Raw genomic sequence first — 19,836 nt, 5'->3', positions numbered from 1 at the left:
ACTGACAACGGCCCTCCGCCCGCCTGCTGACCCCTCGTCACCTGCGGTTTCTCCGCTGATCCCGGCGGCACCCGGCCCCGGCCGCGCAGCCGCGCGGCCCCCGCCGCCCACGGAACTCACAGCCGTCCCGGCCCGCCGCTGAGCCCACCGATACGCGCTGTCGCCCACCCCGCAACGGCCCGGCAACCGCGCCCGTCCACGCTCACCCCATGACCTTCCGCCGTCCCGCCCTGGTCGCCGTCGCGCACGGCAGCCGCGACCCGCAGGCGCTGCGGACCGTACGCGCGCTGCTCGACCGGGTACGGGCCCGCCGCCCCGGCCTCGACGTCCGCCTCGGCCACATCGAGCTGAACGAGCCGCTGCTCGCCGACACGCTCGCCGGACTGCGCGGCGGCGCCGTCCTCGTACCGCTGCTGCTCGGCCGCGGCCACCACGTCACGGTGGACCTGCCGCGGGCGCTGGCCGCGGCCGCCCACCTGCGGGGCACGGTCGCCGCGCCGCTCGGCCCGCATCCGCTGCTGGCGCAGGTGCTGCACGCCCGCCTGCTGGAGGCGGCCAAGCCCGGCGAAGGACCGCCCGAGGCCGTGGTGCTGGCCGCCGCCGGGTCCCGCAGTCCCGGGTCGGCCGCCGGCACCGCCCGTACCGCCGCCCTGCTCGGCGCCCTGCTCGGCGGCATCCCGGTACGGCCGGCCTTCGCCTCCGCCGCCGCCCCGACCGTCCCCGAAGCGGTCGCCGCGTTCGAGGCCCGCGGTCTGCGCCGGATCGCCGTCGCGAGCTGTTTCACCGCCCCCGGCCGGTTCGCCGCCCAGGTCCGGGCCGCCGCCCCCTGGATCGCCGCGGCGCCGCTGGGCGACCACGAGGCCATGGCCCGGCTGGTCCTGCACCGCTACGACCGGGCGGCCGGCGCCCCGCTGCCTCCGGCCGCGCCCGCTGCGGGGGTTTACGTCCGGATGTGACCCATCCGTACACGTACGCGTCGCCGCGACGTCAGTGCGGGCGGTTACCGTCGTGATTATGGAACGCGAGAACCGACCGGCCGCCGTGGCCACCGCGCACCCCGGACCGTACGAGCGCTACGGACCGTACGGCTCGGCGGACCTGGAGCGCTATGTGCCCGAGCCGGACAAACGCCCCGGGCGCACCGCGTTCCAGCGTGACCGGGCCAGGGTGCTGCACTCCGCCGCGCTGCGCCGGCTGGCCGGCAAGACCCAGGTGGTCGACCCCGGGGCGAGCGGCGCCGCGGTCACCGACACCAGCCCGCGGACCCGGCTCACCCACTCGCTGGAGTGCGCGCAGGTCGGCCGCGAGCTGGGCGCGGCGCTCGGCTGCGACCCGGACCTGGTGGAGACCGCCTGCCTGGCGCACGACCTCGGGCACCCGCCCTTCGGGCACAACGGCGAACTGGTGCTGGCCGAATTCGCCGCGGACTGCGGGGGGTTCGAGGGGAACGCGCAGAGCCTGCGGCTGCTGACCCGCATCGAGCCCAAGCGGTTCGTGGCCGCGCCCGAGGGCGGCGTGGTCAGCGTCGGCCTCAATCTCACCCGGGCCGCGCTGGACGCGGCCACCAAATACCCCTGGCCGCGCGGCGGGCACCCGACCGCGCCGGGCAGCCCCAAGTTCGGGGTGTACGAGGACGACCTGCCGGTCTTCGGCTGGCTGCGGGACGGCGCACCCGGCGACCGGCGCTGCTTCGAGGCGCAGGTCATGGACTGGGCGGACGATGTCGCCTACTGCGCGCACGACGTGGAGGACGCCCTCCAGGCGGGACACATCGACCCCCGGGCGCTGCGCTCGGCCGCCGACCGCGCCGAGGTGTTCGGCTGCGCCGCCGCGCGGTACGCCCCGCCCGGCACCGACCCGGCCGAGCTGGCCGCCGCCCTCGACCGGCTGCTCGACCAGCCCTGGTGGCCGCACCGCTACGACGGCAGCGCGCTGGACCAGGCGCGCCTGAAGGACGCCGCCTCCCAGCTCATCGGCCGTTTCTGCCTCGCCGCAGAGAGCGCCACCCGCGAGCGGTACGGCACCGCCCGGCTCACCCGGTACGGCGCCGAGCTGGTCGTCCCGCACGAGCAGCGCCTGGAGTCCGCGGTGCTCAAGGCGGTCGCCGACCGGTATGTGATGCAGCGCGCCGCGCAGGCACGGCGGCGCGCCGAGCAGCGGGTCGTCATCGGGGAGCTGGCGCAGACCCTGCTGGAGCGGGCACCGTACGGGCTCGACCCGCAGTTCCGCGCCCTGTTCGAAGCTGCCGCCGACGACCGGGGACGCCGTCGCGCGGTGGTGGACCAGATCGCCTCGCTGACGGACGCGGCGGCGACCGCGCTGCACGCCAGACTCACCGACTGAAGTCACGCACGCCTCTTGCGCCCCGGCGGTTTCGGTGCCCGCCGGGCGGGATGCGATGATCACCGGGTGCCCACGCGACCCGTCCGCGGTGCTCCGCTGAACTGGACACAGCGCTTGCGGCATATGAACGGCGCACAAACGGAACGGCGCGGCGCTCTTCCGGACGGACCTGACGTGCGGGACGCTCGCGTGTAACGAACGACCGGCAAAAACCGGCAGGGGAGGCGCACAGTGGTGGACGCACACCAGACCTTCGTGATCGTCGGAGCGGGGCTCGCCGGGGCGAAGGCCGCGGAGACGCTCCGGTCCGAGGGATTCACCGGCCGGGTGATACTGATCGGCGACGAACGCGACCACCCCTACGAACGCCCACTGCTCTCCAAGGGCTATCTCACCGGCGGCTCCGAGCGGGACGCCGTCTTCGTCCAGCAGACCGGCTGGTACGCCGAGCACGACGTCGAGCTGCACCTCGGCCAGCCGGTGGTGCACCTGGACCGCGCCGCGCACACCGTCACCCTCGGCGACGGCACCACGCTGCAGTACGACAAGCTGCTGCTCGCCACCGGTGCCGAGCCGCGCCGGCTGGACATCCCCGGCACCGACCTGGCCGGCGTGCACCACCTGCGCCGCCTCGCGCACGCCGACCGGCTGAAGAACGTGCTGACCAACCTCGGCCGGGAGAACGGCCACCTGGTGATCGCCGGGGGCGGCTGGATCGGCCTGGAGGTGGCCGCCGCCGCCCGCGGTTACGGCGCCGAGGTGACCATCGTCGAGCCCTCCCCGACGCCCCTGCACGCGGTGCTCGGCCCGGAGCTGGGGTCGGTCTTCACCGATCTGCACGCCGAGCACGGCGTCCGCTTCCAGTTCGGCCGCAGGCTCACCGAGATCACCGGCCAGGACGGCATGGTGCTGGCCGCGATCACCGACGACGGCGAGGAGCACCCGGCCCACGACGTGCTCGCCGCGATCGGCGCCGCGCCGCGTACCGCGCTCGCCGAGTCCGCAGGACTGACGCTGGCCGACAGGTCCCAGGGCGGCGGCATCGCGGTCGACGCGTCGCTGCGCACCTCCGACCCCGACATCTACGCCGCCGGTGACGTGGCCAACGCCGAGCACCCGCTGCTGGGGGAGAGGCTGCGCGTCGAGCACTGGGCGAACGCCCTCAACGGCGGCCCGGCCGCCGCCCGCGCCATGCTCGGCCAGGAGGTGGCGTACGACAGGATTCCGTACTTCTTCTCCGACCAGTACGACCTCGGCATGGAGTTCTCCGGGCACGCCGCCCCGGGCGGCTACGACCAGGTGGTCTGCCGCGGGGACGTCGGAAAGCGGCAGTTCATCGCCTTCTGGCTGCGCGACGGCCGGGTGCTGGCCGGGATGAACGTCAATGTGTGGGACGTCACCGAGGCGATCCAGCAGCTGATCCGCTCCGGGCGCCCGGTGGACCCCGACGCCCTGGCCGATCCCTCGGTCGCGCTAGCCTCTCTCCTGGACTGACCAGGAAGGACACCCCCATGCGGACCGCCGTCGTACCCGTCGAGGAGATCTTCGCCCTGCGGTGGGCGGTGCTGCGCACCGGGATGCCGCGCGAGACCGCCGTCTATCCGGAGGACTCGCGCGGCGACACCTTCCACATAGCGGTGTACGACGACGCCGGAGCGGTCAAGGGCTGTGTGACCTTCTTCCCCGACCCGCTGCCCGGCGACACCGCCCTCGCCTACCGCTTCCGCGGCATGGGCAGCTCACCCGAGGTCCGCGGCCAGGGCTTCGGCGCCGCCGCCCTCAACGCCGGCCTGCGCGAGGCCGCCGCCCGCGGCGCCGCACTCGGCTGGTGCAACGGCCGCGTCTCCGCCACCGGCTTCTACGAGCACCTGGGCTTCACCGCGACCGGCGAGGAGTTCAGCATCCAGCCGAGCGGCCCGCACTACGTCTTCGTCACCAAGGACCTCGACCGCTAACTCCGGTACCCCCGGCTCAGCGCGAAGGCCAGCAGGCCCGACGCGTCCATGTCCAGCGCCGGCTCCGAGCTCTGCCAGGACCTGACGTCGTCCACGTAGGTGCTGCCGTGGCCGGTGAAGGCGCCGAACGGGTCCCCGGCCGGCGGGCAGGGCCGCATCCCGTCCAGGTAGTCGCCGAGGCCGTCGGCGAACTGCCCGGAGCCGTTGGGCCCGTTGACGATCGCGCCCACTTCCAGCGGCCGCTTCCCGTTCAGGCTGCCCGCGAGGTTGCCCAGCTCGCCAGCGGTGCACTCCGGGAAGGTGCTGCCCTCGCCGACCATGAAGGACGTGCCCCAGGCGTTCGCGCCCAGCAGCCAGTCGAGCTGCTGCGTACCGAACCGGTCGTACGAGCTGTCGCCGGTCACCGCCTGGTACAGCCGCACGGTCGCCGCCAGACCCATCGTGTGCGAGTCCGCGTCGAAGTCGTCGTAGACGGCGCCCGCGTGGAAGGGATCGGCCGCCGCCCGGTCCCGCCCGGTGTCCAGCTGCCCCCGCACGAAGCCGATCAGCCCGCCGTACGACACCGCCAGGCCCTTCGGCTTGCCCGCCGCCTTCACCGCGCGGGCCAGATCGAGGTCGGCGAGCGCGCTGGTGTCGTACATGTTGAGGGTGTCCGCGCCGTCCTCGCGCTGGTGGCCCTTCGCCCAGCCCGCCGCCTGTGCCAGCCAGGCCGAGGCCCGGTGGTCGCCCAGCCGCTGGGCCGCGAGGGCCAGTTCGGCGCCGCCGAAGGCCAGGTCGTCCTGCCAGCTGGTCTCCGGGTAGTAGCCGTACGGGACGGTGGTGACGAGCTGCCCAGGCCGGGTGTCGGCCAGGCCGTAGATCTGCGCGGCCGTCGCCAGATAGCCGCGGGCCCTGGTCCGGTCGCTCGCAGCGAACCGCTGCGCGGCCAGCGCGAAGTCGGCGGCGAGCCGCCCGGCCTGGTTGGGGCTGATCAGCGAGCCGGGGGCGGCGGCCCGGAAGACCGGACGGTTCCGCAGCAGCGGATCGGCGCTGTCGGTGTCGTCGAGTTCCGGCAGCCGCCACACGTCGTGGTCGCCGACGACGCTGCCGTCCTCGGTGCCCGAGCCGATGCCGACCTGGATGTAGAGGGTGCGGGTCTTCTCGTCCCACATCTTGTCCAGCCAGTCCAGACCGTGCTGCGCCTCCTCGCCCAGCGCGGACTTCGGGCCGGCGCCGGTGCGCAGCGCGGCGATCTGGAGCGCCGCGACGGCGTACGAGGTGGTCTCGGTGAACTTCAGGTAGTCGCCCGCGTCGAACCAGCCGCCCGAGACGTCCACCGGCCCGCCGAGCTTCCGCGGCGCGGCGGTGATCGTGTCGCTGTCCGGATCGGTGAAGGACGGCCAGGCGTAGACCGATGCCCTGGCGTCGTTCAGGTGCGACGGTTCGCGCCGCAACTGCCCGGGGATCGTGTCCGCGCCGTCCCGCTGGGCCTGGAAGAAGGCGGTGGCGTCGGCGGCCGGCTTCCCGGACACCTCGGCGGGGGAGCCGATGGTGAACCGCGGGGAGGTGCCGGTGGCGGCGCCGCTGACCACCAGGTGGTAGGTGCCCGGGGTCCGTACCGCGCTGAAGTCGATCAGGTAGACGGCCCGGTACGCGGTGTTCCACGTCCCCAGGCTCGCCGTGGTCCGCCCCGACGCGACCGCCCGCCCATGGCTGTCCACCAGCCGCCAGGCCGCCCCCGACACGGCCGAACCGGCGAGCAGGAAGGCTTCCTTCGCGCCGTCGCCGGCGTACCCGACCTGATTGACCCGGACCAGCCCCGCGGTGGTGACCTCGCCGGCCTCCGCGCGGCCCGCCCCGCCGGTCAGCGAGAGGCCGGCCAGCAGGGCGGCGGCGGTCAGCCCGGTCAGTACGGCCCTGGCCCCGCGGTTCGCCCTGCTGCCGGCGCTACGACGGAACGGCATGCGACTGCCTCTCCTCGCTCCCCACATTAGGAAAGGTTCCTAACGATTGGACGAAAGCTAGCCGCTGCCCACCCCTTGGTCAATGCATCCGGCCGAACCGGCCTGTCCCACCTGGGCCGTAGACTGCCCCTGTGGCAGGCAGGATCAGAGACGACGACGTAAGGGCGGTACGCGACGCCGTCCCGATCGACTCCGTCGTCTCCGAATACCTCCATCTCCGCCCGGCCGGCGGCGGCAACCTCAAGGGCCTGTGCCCCTTCCACGACGAGAAGTCCCCCTCCTTCCAGGTCAGTCCGAGCAAGGGCCTCTACCACTGCTTCGGATGCGGTGAAGGCGGGGACACCCTCGCCTTCGTGATGAAGCTGGACCACCTGACCTTCACCGAGGCGGTGGAGCGGCTGGCCGGGCAGGCCGGGATCACGCTGCGGTACGAAGAGGGCAGCCATGTCCCCGGCCGGCAGCAGGGGGAGCGCATCCGGCTGGTGGAGGCGCACCGGGCCGCAGCGCTCTTCTACCAGGAGCAGATGGGCTCGGCCGAGGCGGAGATCGGGCGGAAGTTCCTCGCCGAGCGGGGCTTCGACCAGGCCGCGGCCGAGCACTTCAGCGTCGGGTACTCACCGGCCGGCTGGGACCACCTGGTGCGGTTCCTGCGCGGGAAGGGCTTCACCGACAGGGAGCTGATCGTCTCCGGACTGGCCTCGGAGAGCCGGCGCGGCGGTGTGATCGACCGGTTCCGGGGACGGCTGATGTGGCCGATCCGCGACATCACCGGCGAGGTGATCGGCTTCGGCGCGCGCAAGCTCCGTGAGGACGACCAGGGCCCGAAGTACTTCAACACCGCCGAGACACCGCTCTACAAGAAGTCCCAGGTGCTCTACGGGATCGACCTGGCCAAGAAGGAGATCGCGAAGACCGGCCGGGCGGTGGTGGTCGAGGGCTACACCGACGTGATGGCCTGCCACCTCGCCGGGGTGACCACGGCGATCGCCACCTGCGGCACGGCCTTCGGCGGCGAGCACATCAAGATCCTGCGCCGGCTGCTGATGGACAACTCCACCGCCGAGGTGGTGTTCACCTTCGACGGCGACGACGCCGGGCAGAAGGCGGCGCTGCGCGCGTTCGAGGACGACCAGAAGTTCGCCGCCGAGACGTCCATCGCGATCACCCCGGGCGGTATGGACCCCTGTGAACTGCGGCTCGCCGAGGGCGACGCGGCGGTCCAGCGGCTGATGGACGCCCGCACCCCGCTCTTCGCCTTCGCCCTGCGCTCGATCGTCAGCCGCTACAACCTGGACACCGACGAGGGCCGGGTGGCGGCGGTGGACGCGGCGGTCCCGGTGGTCGCCGCGATCAAGAACCAGGCGCTGCGCGACCGTTACGCGATCCGGCTGGTCGGCATGGCCGGCATGGCCACCCAGTCAGAGGAGCAGTCGATCATCCGCCGGGTACGGGCGATGTCGCGGGCCCGGGCGGCCGGCCAGGCCCCCGAGCGCGACCGCCGGGTCCGCCCGGGGTACGGCGCCGCGCCCGAGACCCGGTCCGCCGCCCCGGCCGGTCCTCGCGGCCCCCGCCTCGACCTGCGCAGCCCCGCCCACCGGGTGGAGCGCGAGCTGCTGAAACTGGCCCTGCAGTACCCGCAGTTGGTCTCGCCGGCTTTCGACGCCTATGGCGAGGACGAGTTCACCGGCCCGCCCTATGCCGCGGTGCGCCGGGTGATCGCCGAGGCCGGCGGGGTGGAGCGGGCCGACGGCGACTATCTGGTCCGGGTCCGCGAGGCGGCGCCGGACGACACCGTACGGATGATGGTGACCGAGCTGGCGGTCGAGCCGGTGATGCACAAGGTGCCGGAGATCTACGCGGGCGAGGTGCTGGTACGCGTCCGGATGCTCGCCGTCGACCGCCGGGCCGCCGAGGTCCAGGCCACCCTGGCCCGTCTCGGGGCCCAGGGCGTCCGCGCGGACGCCCCCGAGGCCATCGCGGTCCGGGACGAGCTGTGGGCGCTCCAGCAGTACAGCCAGCGCCTGCGGCTGCAGGGCGCGGCAGGTCTCTGACGGTCCGCTGCCACGGGCGGTCGGCCGTGCCCGTCGCGGCGCCGTCCCGCCCGTCCCGCCCGCGCCGCCGGTCGGCACCGGGTCACCAGGCGGACGCGTGTGGTGACGTGGTGTGAAAAAGGCCACGCACGCCCCTCGTGGCGAAGGCGCGTCGTGGGCCACACTGGGTGACGGCGCCCGGGGGCCAGGCTTACCCGCAGCTTCGACGATCCGCTCGGCCCCAGCCCGTCTCCGAGCCCATCGACGCGCTCACCGCGGAGGTCGCTTCCGTGCAGACCCGAAGCCAGATCCAGGCAGAGACCGATTATCCGACGTTGCCGGCCGTGGCCGAGGTGGTCGCCATGGAGCCTCCGCCGCTGCCGGAGCAGCCCGGGGACCCGGCCGCGCCCAGGGTGCCGGGGGAGCGCCGGGACGCCGCGGACGAGCCGGCCGGCCTGTCCGGTGAGGTGCCCGGGGACGGCCCCGGCGAGGACGTGATCCCCGAGGCCGCCGCCGCTCTCGGCACCCCCGAGGCCCTCGCCGCTCTCGGCACCGGCATCCCCGAGTCCCTCGGCACCCTCGGCATCCTCGACACCGCCCCGCCGGTCAGTCCCCCGCGCCCGGAGACCGCAGGACCGTCGGCCGACCTCTTCCGCCAGTACCTCCGGGAGATCGGCCGGATCCCGCTGCTCACCGCCGAGGAGGAGGTCGACCTGGCCCGCCGGGTCGAAGCCGGCCTCTTCGCCGAGGAGAAGCTGGCCGCCTTCCCCGACCTGGACGACTCGCAGCTCGCCGTCGACCTCGACCGGCTCGTGGTGCTCGGCCGGATGGCCAAACGCCGCCTGATCGAGGCCAACCTGCGGCTGGTCGTCTCGGTGGCGAAACGCTACGTCGGCCGCGGCCTGACCATGCTCGACCTGGTCCAGGAGGGCAACCTCGGCCTGATCCGCGCGGTCGAGAAGTTCGACTACGCCCGCGGCTACAAGTTCTCCACCTATGCCACCTGGTGGATCCGCCAGGCCATGTCCCGCGCGCTCGCCGACCAGGCCCGTACGATCCGCGTCCCGGTGCACGTGGTCGAGCTGATCAACCGGGTGGTACGGGTCCAGCGCCGCCTGCTCCAGGAACGCGGTTACGAGCCCAGCCCCGAAGAGGTGGCGGTCCAGCTCGACCTGACCGAGGAGCGGGTCTGCGAGGTGCTGCGGCTGGCCCAGGAGCCGGTGTCGCTGCACGCGCCGGTCGGCGAGGAGGACGACGTCGCGCTCGGCGACCTCATCGAGGACGGCGACGCCACCTCGCCCGTGGAGTCCGCCGCCTTCCTTCTGCTGCGCGAACACCTGGAGGCGGTGCTCTCCACGCTCGGTGAGCGCGAACGCAAGGTCGTCCAGCTGCGGTACGGGCTCGCCGACGGCCGGCCCCGCACGCTGGAGGAGATCGGCCGGATCTTCGGGGTCACCCGGGAACGTATCCGCCAGATCGAGTCCAAGACGCTGAGCAAGCTCCGCGACCACGCCTTCGCCGACCAGTTGCGCGGCTACCTCGACTGACCGCCGGCCGGCCCGTCCGGGTCCGGGGCGCGCGCCCCGGACCCCGGCGGCGGTCCTCAGTCGACCTCCACCACCGCCTGCGCGAACTGCGCCGCGTACAGCCGCGCGTACGCCCCCTGCGCGGCCAGCAGTTCCTCGTGCGTGCCCTGCTCCACGATCGACCCGGACTCCATCACCAGGATGACGTCGGCGTCGCGGATGGTGGACAGCCGGTGCGCGATGACGAAACTGGTCCGGCCGTGGCTGAGCTTGGCCATCGCCCGCTGGATCAGCACCTCGGTGCGGGTGTCGACGGAGCTGGTCGCCTCGTCCAGCACCAGGATCACCGGGTCGGACAGGAACGCCCGGGCGATGGTGATGAGCTGCTTCTCGCCCGCGCTGACTCCGCTGCCCTCGTCGTCGATGACCGTGTCGTACCCGTCCGGCAGGGTGCGGATGAAGCGGTCCGCGTGCGCCGCCCGCGCCGCCGCCTCGATGTCCTCGCGGCTCGCGCCCTCCCGGCCGTACCCGATGTTCTCGGCGATGGTGCCGCCGAAGAGCCAGGTGTCCTGGAGCACCATCCCTATCGAGGACCGCAGCTCCTCCCGGGAGATCGCCGAGACGTCGGTGCCGTCCAGGGTGATCCGGCCGCCGGAGACCTCGTAGAACCGCATCAGCAGATTGACCAGCGTGGTCTTGCCGGCGCCGGTCGGGCCGACGATCGCCACCGTGTGGCCGGGCTCGACCGTCAGCGACAGGTCGTCGATGAGCGGCCGGTCCGGGTCGTAGCGGAAGGCGACCTTCTCCAGCGCCACCCGTCCCCGCAGCCCGGCCGGGCGGGCCAGCGCGGTGGGCTCGGGCGACTGCTCCCCGGCGTCGAGGAGTTCGAAGACCCGCTCGGCCGAGGCGACCCCGGACTGGATCAGGTTCGCCATGCTCGCGACCTGCGTCAGCGGCTGGCTGAACTGCCGCGAGTACTGCACGAACGCCTGCACGTCACCGATGGACAGCGCGCCCGAGGCGACCCGCAGGCCGCCGATCACCGCGACCAGCACGTAGTTGATGTTGCCGATGAACATCATCATCGGCTGGATCATGCCGGAGATGAACTGGGCGCGGAAACCTGTCCGGTACAGCGCGCTGTTCTCCCGTTCGAAGATCTCCGCGGACTCCTTCGCCCGGCCGAAGACCTTCACCAGCGAGTGACCGGTGTACATCTCCTCGATGTGCGCGTTGAGCGCCCCGGTGGTCTTCCACTGCTGGACGAACTGCGGCTGGGCCCGCTTGCCGATCCTCGTCGCCACCAGCAGCGTCACCGGGACGGTCACCAGCGCGACCAGCGCGAGCAGCCAGGAGATCCAGAACATCATCGCCAGCACGCCGATGATGGTGAGCAGCGAGTTGACCAGCTGGCCCATGGTCTGCTGCATCGTCTGGCCGATGTTGTCGATGTCGTTGGTGGCCCGGCTGAGCACCTCGCCGCGCGGTTGCTGGTCGAAGTACGACAGCGGCAGCCGGGAGAGCTTCGCCTCGACGTCCTTGCGCATCCGGTAGACAGCGCGGTTGATGACCTTGGTGGCGGTACGCATCTGGAAGACGCTGAGCACCGCGGCGACCACGTAGACGCCGAGCGCGAGCAGCAGCACCTTTCCGATGGCGTCGAAGTCCATGCCCTGGCCGGGGGTGAAGTCGATGCCCGACACCACGTCGGCGATCTTGCCCTGGCCGTGGGCTCGCAGCGAGTCCAGGGCCTGCTCCTTGGAGCCGCCCCTGATCTGCCGGCCGATCACCCCGGCGAAGATCAGGTCGGTGGCGTGCCCGAGGATCCGCGGTCCGGTCACCGACAGGCCGACGCTGACGATGCCCAGCACCAGCATCGTGTACAGGAGGAACCGGTCCGGCCGCATCATCCGCAACAGCCGCTTCAGCGACCCCTGGAAGTCCATCGACCGCTCGACCGGCCCGCCGCTCATGAACCGCCCGGGCCCCGGCATCGGCCGCGGCCCCCGCTGCACCGCCGGTTTTCCCTCCCCCTCGCTCACGCTGCGGCCTCCTGCTCGGTCAGCTGCGACAACACGATCTCCCGGTACGTCTCGTTGTTCAGCATCAGTTCGGCGTGGGTGCCGGTGCCGACCACCCGGCCCTCGTCGAGGACGACGATCCGGTGCGCGTCGCGGATGGTGGACACCCGCTGGGCGACGATCACCACGGTCGCCTCCGAGGTCTCCCGGGCCAGCGCCCGGCGCAGCGCCGCGTCGGTCGCGTAGTCCAGCGCGGAGAAGGAGTCGTCGAAGAGGTAGATCTCCGGCCGCCGTACCAGCACCCGCGCGATGGCCAGCCGCTGTCGCTGACCGCCGGAGACATTGGTGCCGCCCTGCGCGATCGGCGCGTCCAGGCCGCCTTCCAGCGCGCTGACGAAGTCCTTGGCCTGCGCCACCTCCAGCGCGTGCCACAGTTCCTCGTCGGTCGCCTCCGGCTTGCCGTACCGGAGGTTGGAGGCGACCGTGCCGGAGAAGAGGTACGGCTTCTGCGGCACCAGACCCACCGTCTGCGACAGCAGCGCCGCGTCGAGCCGCGAGACGTCCTCGCCGTCCACCAGCACCCGGCCGCCGGTGGCGTCGTACAGCCGCGGGATCAGGCCCAGCAGCGTCGACTTGCCGCTGCCGGTGGAGCCGATCACCGCGGTGGTCTGCCCGGGCCTGGCCACCAGGTCCACCCCGCGCAGCACCGCCGCCTCGGCGCCCGGATAGGCGAAGTCCACGGCGGACAGCTCCAGTTCGCCGTGCCGCCGCAGGGTGGTGACCGGATGGGCCGGGAGGACGACGCTGGACTCGGTGTCCAGCACCTCCTCGATGCGCTCGGCGCAGACCTCGGCCCGCGGCACCATCATGAACATGAAGGTGGCCATCATCACCGACATCAGGATCTGCATCAGATAGCTGAGGAACGCGGTGAGCGCGCCGATCTGCATCCCGCCGCTGTCGATGCGGTGCGCGCCGAACCAGAGCACCGCCACGCTGGAGACGTTGACCACCGCCATCACCACCGGGAACATCAGCGCCAGCAGGCGCCCGGTGGCCAGCGACACCGAGGTCAGCTCGTCGTTGGCGGCGCCGAACCGCTGCTGCTCGTAGTCGTCCTTGACGAACGCCCGGATCACCCGGATACCGGTGATCTGCTCGCGCAGCACCCGGTTCACCGTGTCCACCCGGGTCTGCATGGTGCGGAAGAGCGGCCGCAGCCTGCGGATGATCAGGCTCACCGAGATGCCCAGTACCGGCACCACCACCAGCAGCAGCGCGGAGAGCGGGACGTCCTGGCCGAGCGCCAGCACGATGCCGCCGACGCACATGATCGGCGCCGAGACCATCAGCGTGAAGGTCATCAGCACCAGCATCTGCACCTGCTGGACGTCATTGGTGGTGCGGGTGATCAGCGACGGCGCCCCGAACTGGCCGACCTCGCGGGCGGAGAACGTCTGCACCTTGTTGAAGACGGCCGCGCGGATGTCCCGGCCGATCGCCATCGCGGTCCTGGCGCCGAAGAAGACCGCGCCGATCGCACAGCACACCTGGACGACGGTCACCCCGAGCATGATGCCGCCGGTGCTCATGATGTAGCCGGTGTCGCCCTTGACGACGCCGTTGTCGATGATGTCCGCGTTGAGGGTGGGCAGGTAGAGGGTGGCGATGGTCTGCACGAGCTGGAGCAGCACCAGCAGACCGATGGGGCGTTTGTACGGCCCCAGATGGGACCGCAGGAGTCGGATCAGCACAACGCAATACCTCGGGACTTCGGACGGCGGGGTCGGCGGGAGCGCGGGGGTTTTGACCGGCAGGACGCGTGACGCCCGTCGGAGGTTGACACGGCAGGCGGGTCCGGCCCGCTGCGTCCGCCCGCAACCGGCGGGCAACCCTATCTTCCGCCGGGCCCGGGGCGCAGGTGATTAACCCGGGGCCGGGACATGCCGGTGGCCCGGGGGTGGAGGAGGGGCGGCGGGGCGGCCTCCGCGGTGCCGTCCGCCGGGGGGCCGGCGTTCACCGAGCCGCGGGGGGTGGCTTCCGCGGGCATGCCGTCCGCCGGGGGCCCGGCGGTCATCGCGCGGCGAAGGCCCCCGGGGCCCGGCGCTCACCGCGTGGCGAAGGCCCCCGGGTGGGTGTGCTCGCGGACCGCGGTGAACTGCTGCCGCACCGCGGACCCGACGGCCGCCTCGTCCCCCGGGTCCAGCAGCGTGGCGTTCTCCTGCTCCCAGTGCGGCGGCTCGGACTGCGACTGCGACCCCAGCACCGCGCCCAGCGACCAGGCCGCCTGCCGGGCGGCGCCGATCGCCGCGTACTCAGCCGCCGCGGGGACGACCACCGGCGCGCCCAGCAGCGCGGGTGCGATGGCCTGTACCGCGGGCAGTTCGGCGGCCGGCCCGAGCAGGAACACCCGGTGCACCTGCACACCCTTGTCCCGCAGCACGTCCAGCGCGTCCGTGAGCCCGCAGAGCATGCCCTCGAACGCGGCCCGCGCCAGGTGCTCGCGCTTCATCGAGTCCCGCCGCAGCCCGGCCAGGGTGCCCGCGGTGTGCGGCAGGTCGGGGGTCCGCTCGCCCTCCAGGTACGGCAGCAGCACCAGCCCGTACGCACCCGGCGTCGACTGCAGCGCCAGCTCGGAGAGGCCCTCCAGGTCGGTGCCCAGCAGCTCGGCGGTGGCGCGCAGCGTCCGTACCGCGTTCCTGACGTGCACCAGCGGCAGATGGCGGCCGGTGGCGTCGGCGAAGGCGGTGACCGTACCGGTGGGGTCCGTCAGCGCCTCCTGGTGCACCGCGAAGACGGTGCCGCCGGCGCCCAGCGAGACCACCGCGTCCCCGGGCCGCAGACCGAGGCCGAGCGCGGCGGCCATGGTGTCGCCGGTGCCGGCGCTGATCAGCAGGCCCTCCGGGGTCTGCCCGGCGGGCTCGGCGGGGGCCAGCACCTCGGGCAGCGCCACCTGGTGGCCGAGCGCCCGCTCGACCAGGTCGGTGCGGTACTCGCCGGTGGCCGCCGACCAGTAGCCGGTGCCGGAGGCGTCACCGCGGTCGGTGGTACGGCGGGCCGGCCGGCCCAGCAGCTGCCACACCAGCCAGTCGTGCGGCAGCATCACCTGCGCGGTCCGCTGGGCGGTGGCCGGCTCGTGCTGCGCCAGCCAGCGCAGCTTGGCGATCGGGTACGAGGCCAGCGGGACGCCGCCGACCGCCTCCATCCAGGCGCCGGTCCCGCCCAGTTCCTCGGTCAGGTCCGCGGCCTGCACCTGCGCCCGCTTGTCCCCGCGCAGCAGCGCCGCCCGTACGGTCACGCCGCCCGCGTCCAGCGCGAGCAGGCCGTGCTGCTGGCCGGAGATCCCGATCGCCTGTACGCCCTCCAGCACGCCGTTCTTGGCCGCCTCGCCGAGCGAGAGCAGCCACGCCTGCGGATCGATCTCGGTCGGCTTCTCGCCTTCGCCGATCGGATGCGGGGCATGGCCCTGCCGCAGCACCTCCCCGGTGTCGCTGTCGCACACGACGACGGTGGTGCCTGCGCTGGAGCTGTCTATGCCGGCCACTTTGCCCATGCCGCAGATGATGCCGCACCGGGGGCGCCGTGTGTCTCACGGAATGATCTCGGTCAGCGATCTGCGGGGCGATCCCCGGGCCGATTTCCGGGCAGATCCGCAGGCCGATCTCCGGGCCGTGGCGGCCCGGAGATCGCCGGGGTTTCACCGGGGTGACCGGGCGGCCTCAGGTGTTCGAGGTCCCCCAGTCGTCCTGCGGCGCGTTGCCGTTGTGCAGCGACCGGACCTTCCCGGCCAGTGCCTCCGGCAGGCGGTCGCCGAACTTCGCGGTGACCGAGCCGGCCGCCTTCGAGGCGGCGCTGCGGCCCTGCTGCACGGCGCTCTCCGCGGTGTTGCGGACCGCCGGATTCTGCGCGATCTTCTGCGCGCCCTTGCGCAGCTGCTCGTACCGCTCCCGGCCGGCCCGTGCGCCGAGCACGTAGCCGACGAGGGCTCCTGTGATGAACGTAAGCCGGTGCATGGCTCCACCCTTCTCCGTCCCTGTCGGACTTCTTCGGCGCCTACCCTGCGCACCCGGGTGGCAACCCCGGCACAAGTGGTTGGCGGAGCACCCCTCCACTTGCGCTAATGTATGTGTCGCACCGAGCGCGCGCCTCCCGGGATCACCCTGGGCGGGTGCATTCGGTGCACAGAGCGATCCCCTGTAGCTCAATTGGCAGAGCAGCCGGCTGTTAACCGGCAGGTTACTGGTTCGAGTCCAGTCGGGGGAGCTCGGTCCCCTGTAGCTCAATTGGCAGAGCAGCCGGCTGTTAACCGGCAGGTTACTGGTTCGAGTCCAGTCGGGGGAGCGCAGGATCAGGACCCCGTTGGGGTCCTTTTTCATGCCTGTCGGAACCGCGATCTCACCCCCACGAGTCCACCGGATGACGCGTCTGTGACCCGCGAGGGCGACAGATCGTATGAGCAGCTATGCTGCGGCAGACGGCGCGCACGGCGCGCCGTACGGGGCGGTAGCTCAGCCGGTTAGAGCAGCGGACTCATAATCCGTCGGTCGTGGGTTCGAGTCCCACCCGCCCCACCATGGGCAGAATCGGGGGCGGCCCTCTGAGCAGGGCCAGCGCGGTTCGCGCCCGCCAGTCGGGTCGCGCAGACATCCTTGAGTGATCGTCAGCTCGGCCATTGCTCGGCCGAAGTGCAAACGATCATGCCCGCCAAGGGTGCTCACGATCTGAGTACCCCTTTGCGGCCGAGTCCGACTCGGTCACAAGGGTCAGCACCAAGCGCGGACCCTTTGTGGGGGACAGCCTGTCCCTCACAAATGACGAAGGCCCGCACCGCCTGGTGTGACGGTGCGGGCCTGTGGGCGCCGGGGCTTGGGGTCAGCTGGGTTCGGACGGGGCGGGGAGCAGGAACCCGCGTACCGGCGGGTGGTCGCCCTCCGGCTGGTCCTCGCTGCGCTCGGCGTCTGTCCGCTTCATGGCCGCGAGAATGTCCGCGTACTTGGGGTTGATCCACTCCATGACCGCCTCCTTCGTGGCGACCAGGCTACCGGTGCAGCGCCATTAGGAGGCGAAAGCGCCGGACGGCGGCTTCGGCCGGGGTTCGATGGGGCTGCACCCGCCGGGCTTGGGGCTGTGTTTGCAGTTCGCGCGGACGGGGATCCGGTCGTCGGTCGGGGGCGTCCACAGCGGCATGTGCGGCTGGTGGCCGGTCTCCCGGATGAGAATGAGGGTCTTCTCCATCTCCCCGTCGTCGTGCCGGGTCGGGTCGGGGCGCTCAGGGTAGTGGTGGATGAACGTGCCCAGCTGCTCGCACAGCTTCGCGTAGAGGGCGGTGTGGAGGATCAGGGCGTGCCACCCCTCGTCCACGGTGCGGGACGGCGCCATGTACGTGTAGGGGTGGCGGGCCGCGGCGGCGACGTAGGCCAGGGCGTCGGTGACGATCAGCTCGGCGGTCGTCTCGTCCATGCCGGGGTTGTTGTCCAGCACGGTGGCGACGACACCCGCGAACGCTTCCTGGTCGAGTAAGCGGCGGACGTCGAGGACATCTGTGGTCATGTGAGTTCCTTCCGGTATCGAGGGGCAGTTGCAGCACGGCCGGGGCCGGCGCCACGGGGTGTCGTCCCACATCGGCATCAGGTCCTCCGTCCTGTGCACCGGTTGCACCCGCATGGGGGCCATGCAGAGGTGGTCAGTGGTGCGTTGGCGACTACTGAGGTGCGCTCCATGACGGTCGTGCGCAGCCCTATGGCCGGGTTGATCCTGTAGACCCGGATCGTCAGCCCCGGGTGAGCGCGTGGTGCAACCATGCAGTTACGATGACGTCGCAATGTCGCCTGACGCGGCGTCATGCGAGGCGTCATACCGGCGACATACGGGGCGTCAAAAAGGTGTCGCCCCGAACCCGATCGCAGCTACCGTGATCGCATGGCCGCACCCAACGCGACTCTTCGCGCCATCCGCATGGGCATGCTCCTGTCCCAGGACGACATGGCCCGCGCTATCCGTGAGGCCGGCGACCGCGCCGGAGAACCCAACGACGCCAACAAACGACTCGTCCAGCGCTGGGAGTCCGGTCAGATCGCCAGCCCCCGCCCCGTCTACGCCCGAGCCCTCGAAGCCGTCACTGGCCTGCCCATTGAGTCCCTTGGGTTCACCGTGCTCATGCCCCAGGCCCGCGTCGCGGACGATGGACGCGGCGGCCACGACGTCAGCCCAGAGCCAACGGTCATCGCGGCCCCGGGCGGGCAGTCATCAACCCGCACCCGCGCCGAACACGGCAACTTCTCCGGGGTCTGGCTCAGCCGGTACGAATACTTCTCCTCCGGCCGTGACGGCTCCTTCATCGGCGTCCACCACGTAGTGATCCTCCAGCACGGCGACCGCCTCACCGTGCGCTCCCTGCCCGGGTCGTCGGACTCCCCGCTGACGATGGACCTGGAGATCGACCGGAACATCGTCACCGGCACCTGGACCGAGCAGACCGCTACCGACGGCTACTACCGGGGAGCCCGGTATCACGGGGCGATTCAGCTGCTCGTAGAGCCGACCGGCCGGCGCATGTCCGGGAAGTGGGTCGGCTTCGGGAAGGAGTTCGACGTGAACACCGGACCATGGGAACTGGTCCTGCAGGACGCCTCGACCACCCGGAACACCCTCGACGCCTACAACCGGCGCCCGGAGTAGAAGCGCTAAGGCCCCGCCTGCTCAACCAGACGGGGCGGCCCCCAGCAGCAGCATGGATGGGATACCCGCCAGCCTACGGGCAGGGTCTGACACCGGGCACACAAAAAGGCCCCCGCCCGGACCGTGAGGTCCAGACGGGGGCAGGTCGATCGATCAGCGGGTCTTGCGTTTCCCGAGCTGGGTACGGACCACCATCACGGTGCGCTGCACGAGCAGGCCGGCCAGGGCCAGGATCACCACCGCGCGCGACACCCGCAGCACCGCGGCCACAGCCCCGCCGGGCCACACGGTGATGAGCACCGTGTACATCCCCAGCCAGCCCATCGCCGCGGTCACCGCCATCACGTGACGGCCCACCAGCGACCGCCACCACGGGGCCGTCACCGCGTAGGCCACCACGAACGCCAGTGACGCCAGCGCGACCAGTCCGGATCCGGCAACGTTGACCCACTGAGCCCAGCCCATCACCCACCACCCCCACCGAAAATCTCGTCGAACCGCTCGGCGAAATGGTTCTGCTGGCGGATCTCCCGCAGCCGGGCCACTGCCCGGTCGACCTCTGTGGCCCGCCCCCGGATCTCCTTGAGGTCGCTCTCCGCCCGTTGCAGCGCCGCCTCCGCCTCGCCGTTGGCGGGACGGCGCTCACCCTTGTGGCGACACAGGTGCCTGATCCACCGGGGCATGGCTCACCTCCCGCCCGCCGTGCGGCAGCGCGCTGAGGACGTGGTTCGCGGTGTGGACGACTTCGAGCATTTCGCCGTTCTGCCGCTGTGCCTCGTGCCGGGCCTCTTCGCTGCGGGCGTGTGCCCGTTCCCACTTGTCAGCGGTGCGCTGCGCGTCGTCGAGGAACCGGCGGGAAACGATGTCCCCGCGCAGCATCATCACCACGGCGAGGGCCACGATCGCCCAGGGGCCGCCGATCGTCAGTGCGCGGGACGCCAGCTCATCCACTCACGCTCCCCGCGGCTGCCGGCGCGGCCGGGACCTTGGCGGTCACCTGGGTGCGGGTCCACATGGCGACCAGGGCGGATGCCAGGGACAGGACGACGGCCTGCTGGTCGGCGGACCAGTCGAGGCCGAAGCCGACGGCGAGGGCGACACCAGCCTGGACCAGGCCGAGGATCGCGGCGCTGATGCCGTCGTGCACCAGGAACGCGACGATCACGCCGACGAGGGCGGCGGCCACCGCGTTGATGACGGCCTGCTGGTCGGTGGTGACGTCGAGTCCGAACGCGGTGGCGAGCTTCACCGCGACGGCCACGAGGGCGAGCCACAGGGCGGGCTCGCGGCCGAAGATGACGGGTGTGGTCTTCATGGCAGTACCGTTTCTGCTGGTTGGG

The 19,836-nt window shown here is 72.1% G+C and carries 18 protein-coding genes and 3 tRNA genes; 10 read left to right on the top strand and 11 right to left on the bottom strand.

All coding sequences use genetic code 11. From position 1 onward, the window contains the following. The first annotated feature begins 209 nt into the window (after nucleotides 1-209). The 4 genes from OG552_RS11160 to OG552_RS11145 all read left to right on the top strand — a co-directional run bounded on the left by OG552_RS11160 (nucleotide 210) and on the right by OG552_RS11145 (nucleotide 4,298). On the top strand, nucleotides 210-956 hold the full coding sequence (locus OG552_RS11160) for a sirohydrochlorin chelatase (RefSeq protein WP_329131781.1): 747 nt from the start codon (nucleotides 210-212) through the stop codon (nucleotides 954-956). A gap of 58 nt (nucleotides 957-1,014) precedes the next feature. Next, nucleotides 1,015-2,343 carry a deoxyguanosinetriphosphate triphosphohydrolase gene (locus OG552_RS11155; protein WP_329131779.1) on the top strand — a complete coding sequence of 443 codons (1,329 nt, stop codon included), beginning with the start codon at nucleotides 1,015-1,017 and terminating at the stop codon, nucleotides 2,341-2,343. Between the two features lie 231 nt (nucleotides 2,344-2,574). Continuing rightward, the gene (locus tag OG552_RS11150) at nucleotides 2,575-3,837 is read left to right on the top strand and encodes an NAD(P)/FAD-dependent oxidoreductase (RefSeq protein WP_329131777.1); all 1,263 of its coding nucleotides are present in this window, start codon (nucleotides 2,575-2,577) and stop codon (nucleotides 3,835-3,837) included. Nucleotides 3,838-3,854: 17 nt separating this feature from the next. After that, on the top strand, nucleotides 3,855-4,298 hold the full coding sequence (locus OG552_RS11145; protein WP_329131775.1) for a GNAT family N-acetyltransferase: 444 nt from the start codon (nucleotides 3,855-3,857) through the stop codon (nucleotides 4,296-4,298). Here OG552_RS11145 and OG552_RS11140 read toward each other — a convergent pair. Next, complete coding sequence (locus OG552_RS11140) at nucleotides 4,295-6,241, bottom strand: glycoside hydrolase family 9 protein (RefSeq protein WP_329131773.1); 1,947 nt, start codon at nucleotides 6,239-6,241, stop codon at nucleotides 4,295-4,297. The genes OG552_RS11145 and OG552_RS11140 overlap by 4 nt on opposite strands. Before the next feature lie 131 nt (nucleotides 6,242-6,372). On the opposite strand from OG552_RS11140, the gene dnaG reads away from it, so the two are divergent. Beyond that, the gene (gene dnaG / locus OG552_RS11135) at nucleotides 6,373-8,292 is read left to right on the top strand and encodes a DNA primase (RefSeq protein WP_329131771.1); all 1,920 of its coding nucleotides are present in this window, start codon (nucleotides 6,373-6,375) and stop codon (nucleotides 8,290-8,292) included. A gap of 269 nt (nucleotides 8,293-8,561) precedes the next feature. After that, nucleotides 8,562-9,818: an RNA polymerase sigma factor gene (locus tag OG552_RS11130; RefSeq protein ID WP_443070910.1), complete on the top strand. Its 1,257-nt coding sequence runs from the start codon at nucleotides 8,562-8,564 to the stop codon at nucleotides 9,816-9,818. Nucleotides 9,819-9,874: 56 nt separating this feature from the next. On the opposite strand, the gene OG552_RS11125 is transcribed toward OG552_RS11130, so the two are convergent. The 4 genes from OG552_RS11125 to OG552_RS11110 all read right to left on the bottom strand — a co-directional run bounded on the left by OG552_RS11125 (nucleotide 9,875) and on the right by OG552_RS11110 (nucleotide 15,831). Further along, complete coding sequence (locus OG552_RS11125) at nucleotides 9,875-11,791, bottom strand: ABC transporter ATP-binding protein (RefSeq protein ID WP_329140721.1); 1,917 nt, start codon at nucleotides 11,789-11,791, stop codon at nucleotides 9,875-9,877. 44 nt (nucleotides 11,792-11,835) lie between these two features. Then, a complete protein-coding gene (locus OG552_RS11120; protein ID WP_329131769.1) occupies nucleotides 11,836-13,572 on the bottom strand; it encodes an ABC transporter ATP-binding protein in 1,737 nt (578 codons plus the stop codon). A 353-nt stretch (nucleotides 13,573-13,925) separates the two neighbouring features. Beyond that, nucleotides 13,926-15,371, bottom strand: coding sequence for an FGGY family carbohydrate kinase (locus OG552_RS11115; protein WP_329131767.1), 1,446 nt, complete (start codon nucleotides 15,369-15,371; stop codon nucleotides 13,926-13,928). Between the two features lie 166 nt (nucleotides 15,372-15,537). After that, nucleotides 15,538-15,831: a YtxH domain-containing protein gene (locus OG552_RS11110; RefSeq protein ID WP_329131766.1), complete on the bottom strand. Its 294-nt coding sequence runs from the start codon at nucleotides 15,829-15,831 to the stop codon at nucleotides 15,538-15,540. Nucleotides 15,832-16,008: 177 nt separating this feature from the next. On the opposite strand from OG552_RS11110, the gene OG552_RS11105 reads away from it, so the two are divergent. From OG552_RS11105 to OG552_RS11095, 3 genes are all read left to right on the top strand, one after another. Next, a tRNA-Asn gene (locus OG552_RS11105) sits at nucleotides 16,009-16,081 on the top strand. A 5-nt stretch (nucleotides 16,082-16,086) separates the two neighbouring features. Beyond that, nucleotides 16,087-16,159 (top strand) — tRNA-Asn (locus OG552_RS11100). Between the two features lie 156 nt (nucleotides 16,160-16,315). Continuing rightward, nucleotides 16,316-16,392: transfer RNA gene (locus OG552_RS11095), tRNA-Ile, on the top strand. A gap of 298 nt (nucleotides 16,393-16,690) precedes the next feature. Here OG552_RS11095 and OG552_RS11090 read toward each other — a convergent pair. Beyond that, nucleotides 16,691-16,831, bottom strand: a complete 141-nt coding sequence (locus OG552_RS11090) for a hypothetical protein (RefSeq protein ID WP_329131764.1) — start codon at nucleotides 16,829-16,831, stop codon at nucleotides 16,691-16,693. A 42-nt stretch (nucleotides 16,832-16,873) separates the two neighbouring features. Beyond that, nucleotides 16,874-17,368, bottom strand: coding sequence for a hypothetical protein (locus OG552_RS11085; protein WP_329131762.1), 495 nt, complete (start codon nucleotides 17,366-17,368; stop codon nucleotides 16,874-16,876). A gap of 369 nt (nucleotides 17,369-17,737) precedes the next feature. Between OG552_RS11085 and OG552_RS11080 the strand changes: the two genes are divergently transcribed. Next, nucleotides 17,738-18,496 carry an XRE family transcriptional regulator gene (locus OG552_RS11080; protein ID WP_329131760.1) on the top strand — a complete coding sequence of 253 codons (759 nt, stop codon included), beginning with the start codon at nucleotides 17,738-17,740 and terminating at the stop codon, nucleotides 18,494-18,496. Between the two features lie 153 nt (nucleotides 18,497-18,649). Here the strand turns inward: OG552_RS11080 and OG552_RS11075 are convergent, their stop codons facing one another. From OG552_RS11075 to OG552_RS11060, 4 genes are read right to left on the bottom strand one after another with little or no spacing between them, the layout of a single operon-like run. Beyond that, nucleotides 18,650-18,961: a putative phage holin gene (locus OG552_RS11075; protein WP_329131758.1), complete on the bottom strand. Its 312-nt coding sequence runs from the start codon at nucleotides 18,959-18,961 to the stop codon at nucleotides 18,650-18,652. Beyond that, nucleotides 18,961-19,179 carry a DUF7620 family protein gene (locus OG552_RS11070; protein WP_329131756.1) on the bottom strand — a complete coding sequence of 73 codons (219 nt, stop codon included), beginning with the start codon at nucleotides 19,177-19,179 and terminating at the stop codon, nucleotides 18,961-18,963. Before OG552_RS11070 ends, OG552_RS11075 begins: the two co-directional genes overlap by 1 nt. Then, a complete protein-coding gene (locus tag OG552_RS11065) occupies nucleotides 19,139-19,447 on the bottom strand; it encodes a hypothetical protein (RefSeq protein WP_329131754.1) in 309 nt (102 codons plus the stop codon). Before OG552_RS11065 ends, OG552_RS11070 begins: the two co-directional genes overlap by 41 nt. Then, nucleotides 19,440-19,811, bottom strand: a complete 372-nt coding sequence (locus OG552_RS11060) for a hypothetical protein (RefSeq protein WP_329131752.1) — start codon at nucleotides 19,809-19,811, stop codon at nucleotides 19,440-19,442. Before OG552_RS11060 ends, OG552_RS11065 begins: the two co-directional genes overlap by 8 nt. Nucleotides 19,812-19,836: the final 25 nt, after the last annotated feature.

Origin of the sequence: Streptomyces sp. NBC_01476 (assembly GCF_036227265.1) — a bacterium.
Taxonomy (GTDB): domain Bacteria; phylum Actinomycetota; class Actinomycetes; order Streptomycetales; family Streptomycetaceae; genus Actinacidiphila.
This window is presented reverse-complemented; position numbering and strand designations above follow the sequence as displayed.

Excerpts from the sequence above, each read along its gene's own strand:
- OG552_RS11160 (WP_329131781.1), top strand. The coding sequence starts at position 210 with ATGACCTTCCGCCGTCCCGCCCTGGTCGCCGTCGCGCACGGCAGCCGC.
- OG552_RS11155 (WP_329131779.1), top strand. The coding sequence starts at position 1,015 with ATGGAACGCGAGAACCGACCGGCCGCCGTGGCCACCGCGCACCCCGGA.
- OG552_RS11145 (WP_329131775.1), top strand. The coding sequence starts at position 3,855 with ATGCGGACCGCCGTCGTACCCGTCGAGGAGATCTTCGCCCTGCGGTGG.
- OG552_RS11140 (WP_329131773.1), bottom strand. The coding sequence starts at position 6,241 with ATGCCGTTCCGTCGTAGCGCCGGCAGCAGGGCGAACCGCGGGGCCAGG.
- OG552_RS11125 (WP_329140721.1), bottom strand. The coding sequence starts at position 11,791 with ATGCCGGGGCCCGGGCGGTTCATGAGCGGCGGGCCGGTCGAGCGGTCG.
- OG552_RS11115 (WP_329131767.1), bottom strand. The coding sequence starts at position 15,371 with ATGGGCAAAGTGGCCGGCATAGACAGCTCCAGCGCAGGCACCACCGTC.
- OG552_RS11110 (WP_329131766.1), bottom strand. The coding sequence starts at position 15,831 with ATGCACCGGCTTACGTTCATCACAGGAGCCCTCGTCGGCTACGTGCTC.
- OG552_RS11090 (WP_329131764.1), bottom strand. The coding sequence starts at position 16,831 with ATGGAGTGGATCAACCCCAAGTACGCGGACATTCTCGCGGCCATGAAG.
- OG552_RS11085 (WP_329131762.1), bottom strand. The coding sequence starts at position 17,368 with ATGACCACAGATGTCCTCGACGTCCGCCGCTTACTCGACCAGGAAGCG.
- OG552_RS11080 (WP_329131760.1), top strand. The coding sequence starts at position 17,738 with ATGGCCGCACCCAACGCGACTCTTCGCGCCATCCGCATGGGCATGCTC.
- OG552_RS11075 (WP_329131758.1), bottom strand. The coding sequence starts at position 18,961 with ATGGGCTGGGCTCAGTGGGTCAACGTTGCCGGATCCGGACTGGTCGCG.
- OG552_RS11070 (WP_329131756.1), bottom strand. The coding sequence starts at position 19,179 with ATGCCCCGGTGGATCAGGCACCTGTGTCGCCACAAGGGTGAGCGCCGT.
- OG552_RS11060 (WP_329131752.1), bottom strand. The coding sequence starts at position 19,811 with ATGAAGACCACACCCGTCATCTTCGGCCGCGAGCCCGCCCTGTGGCTC.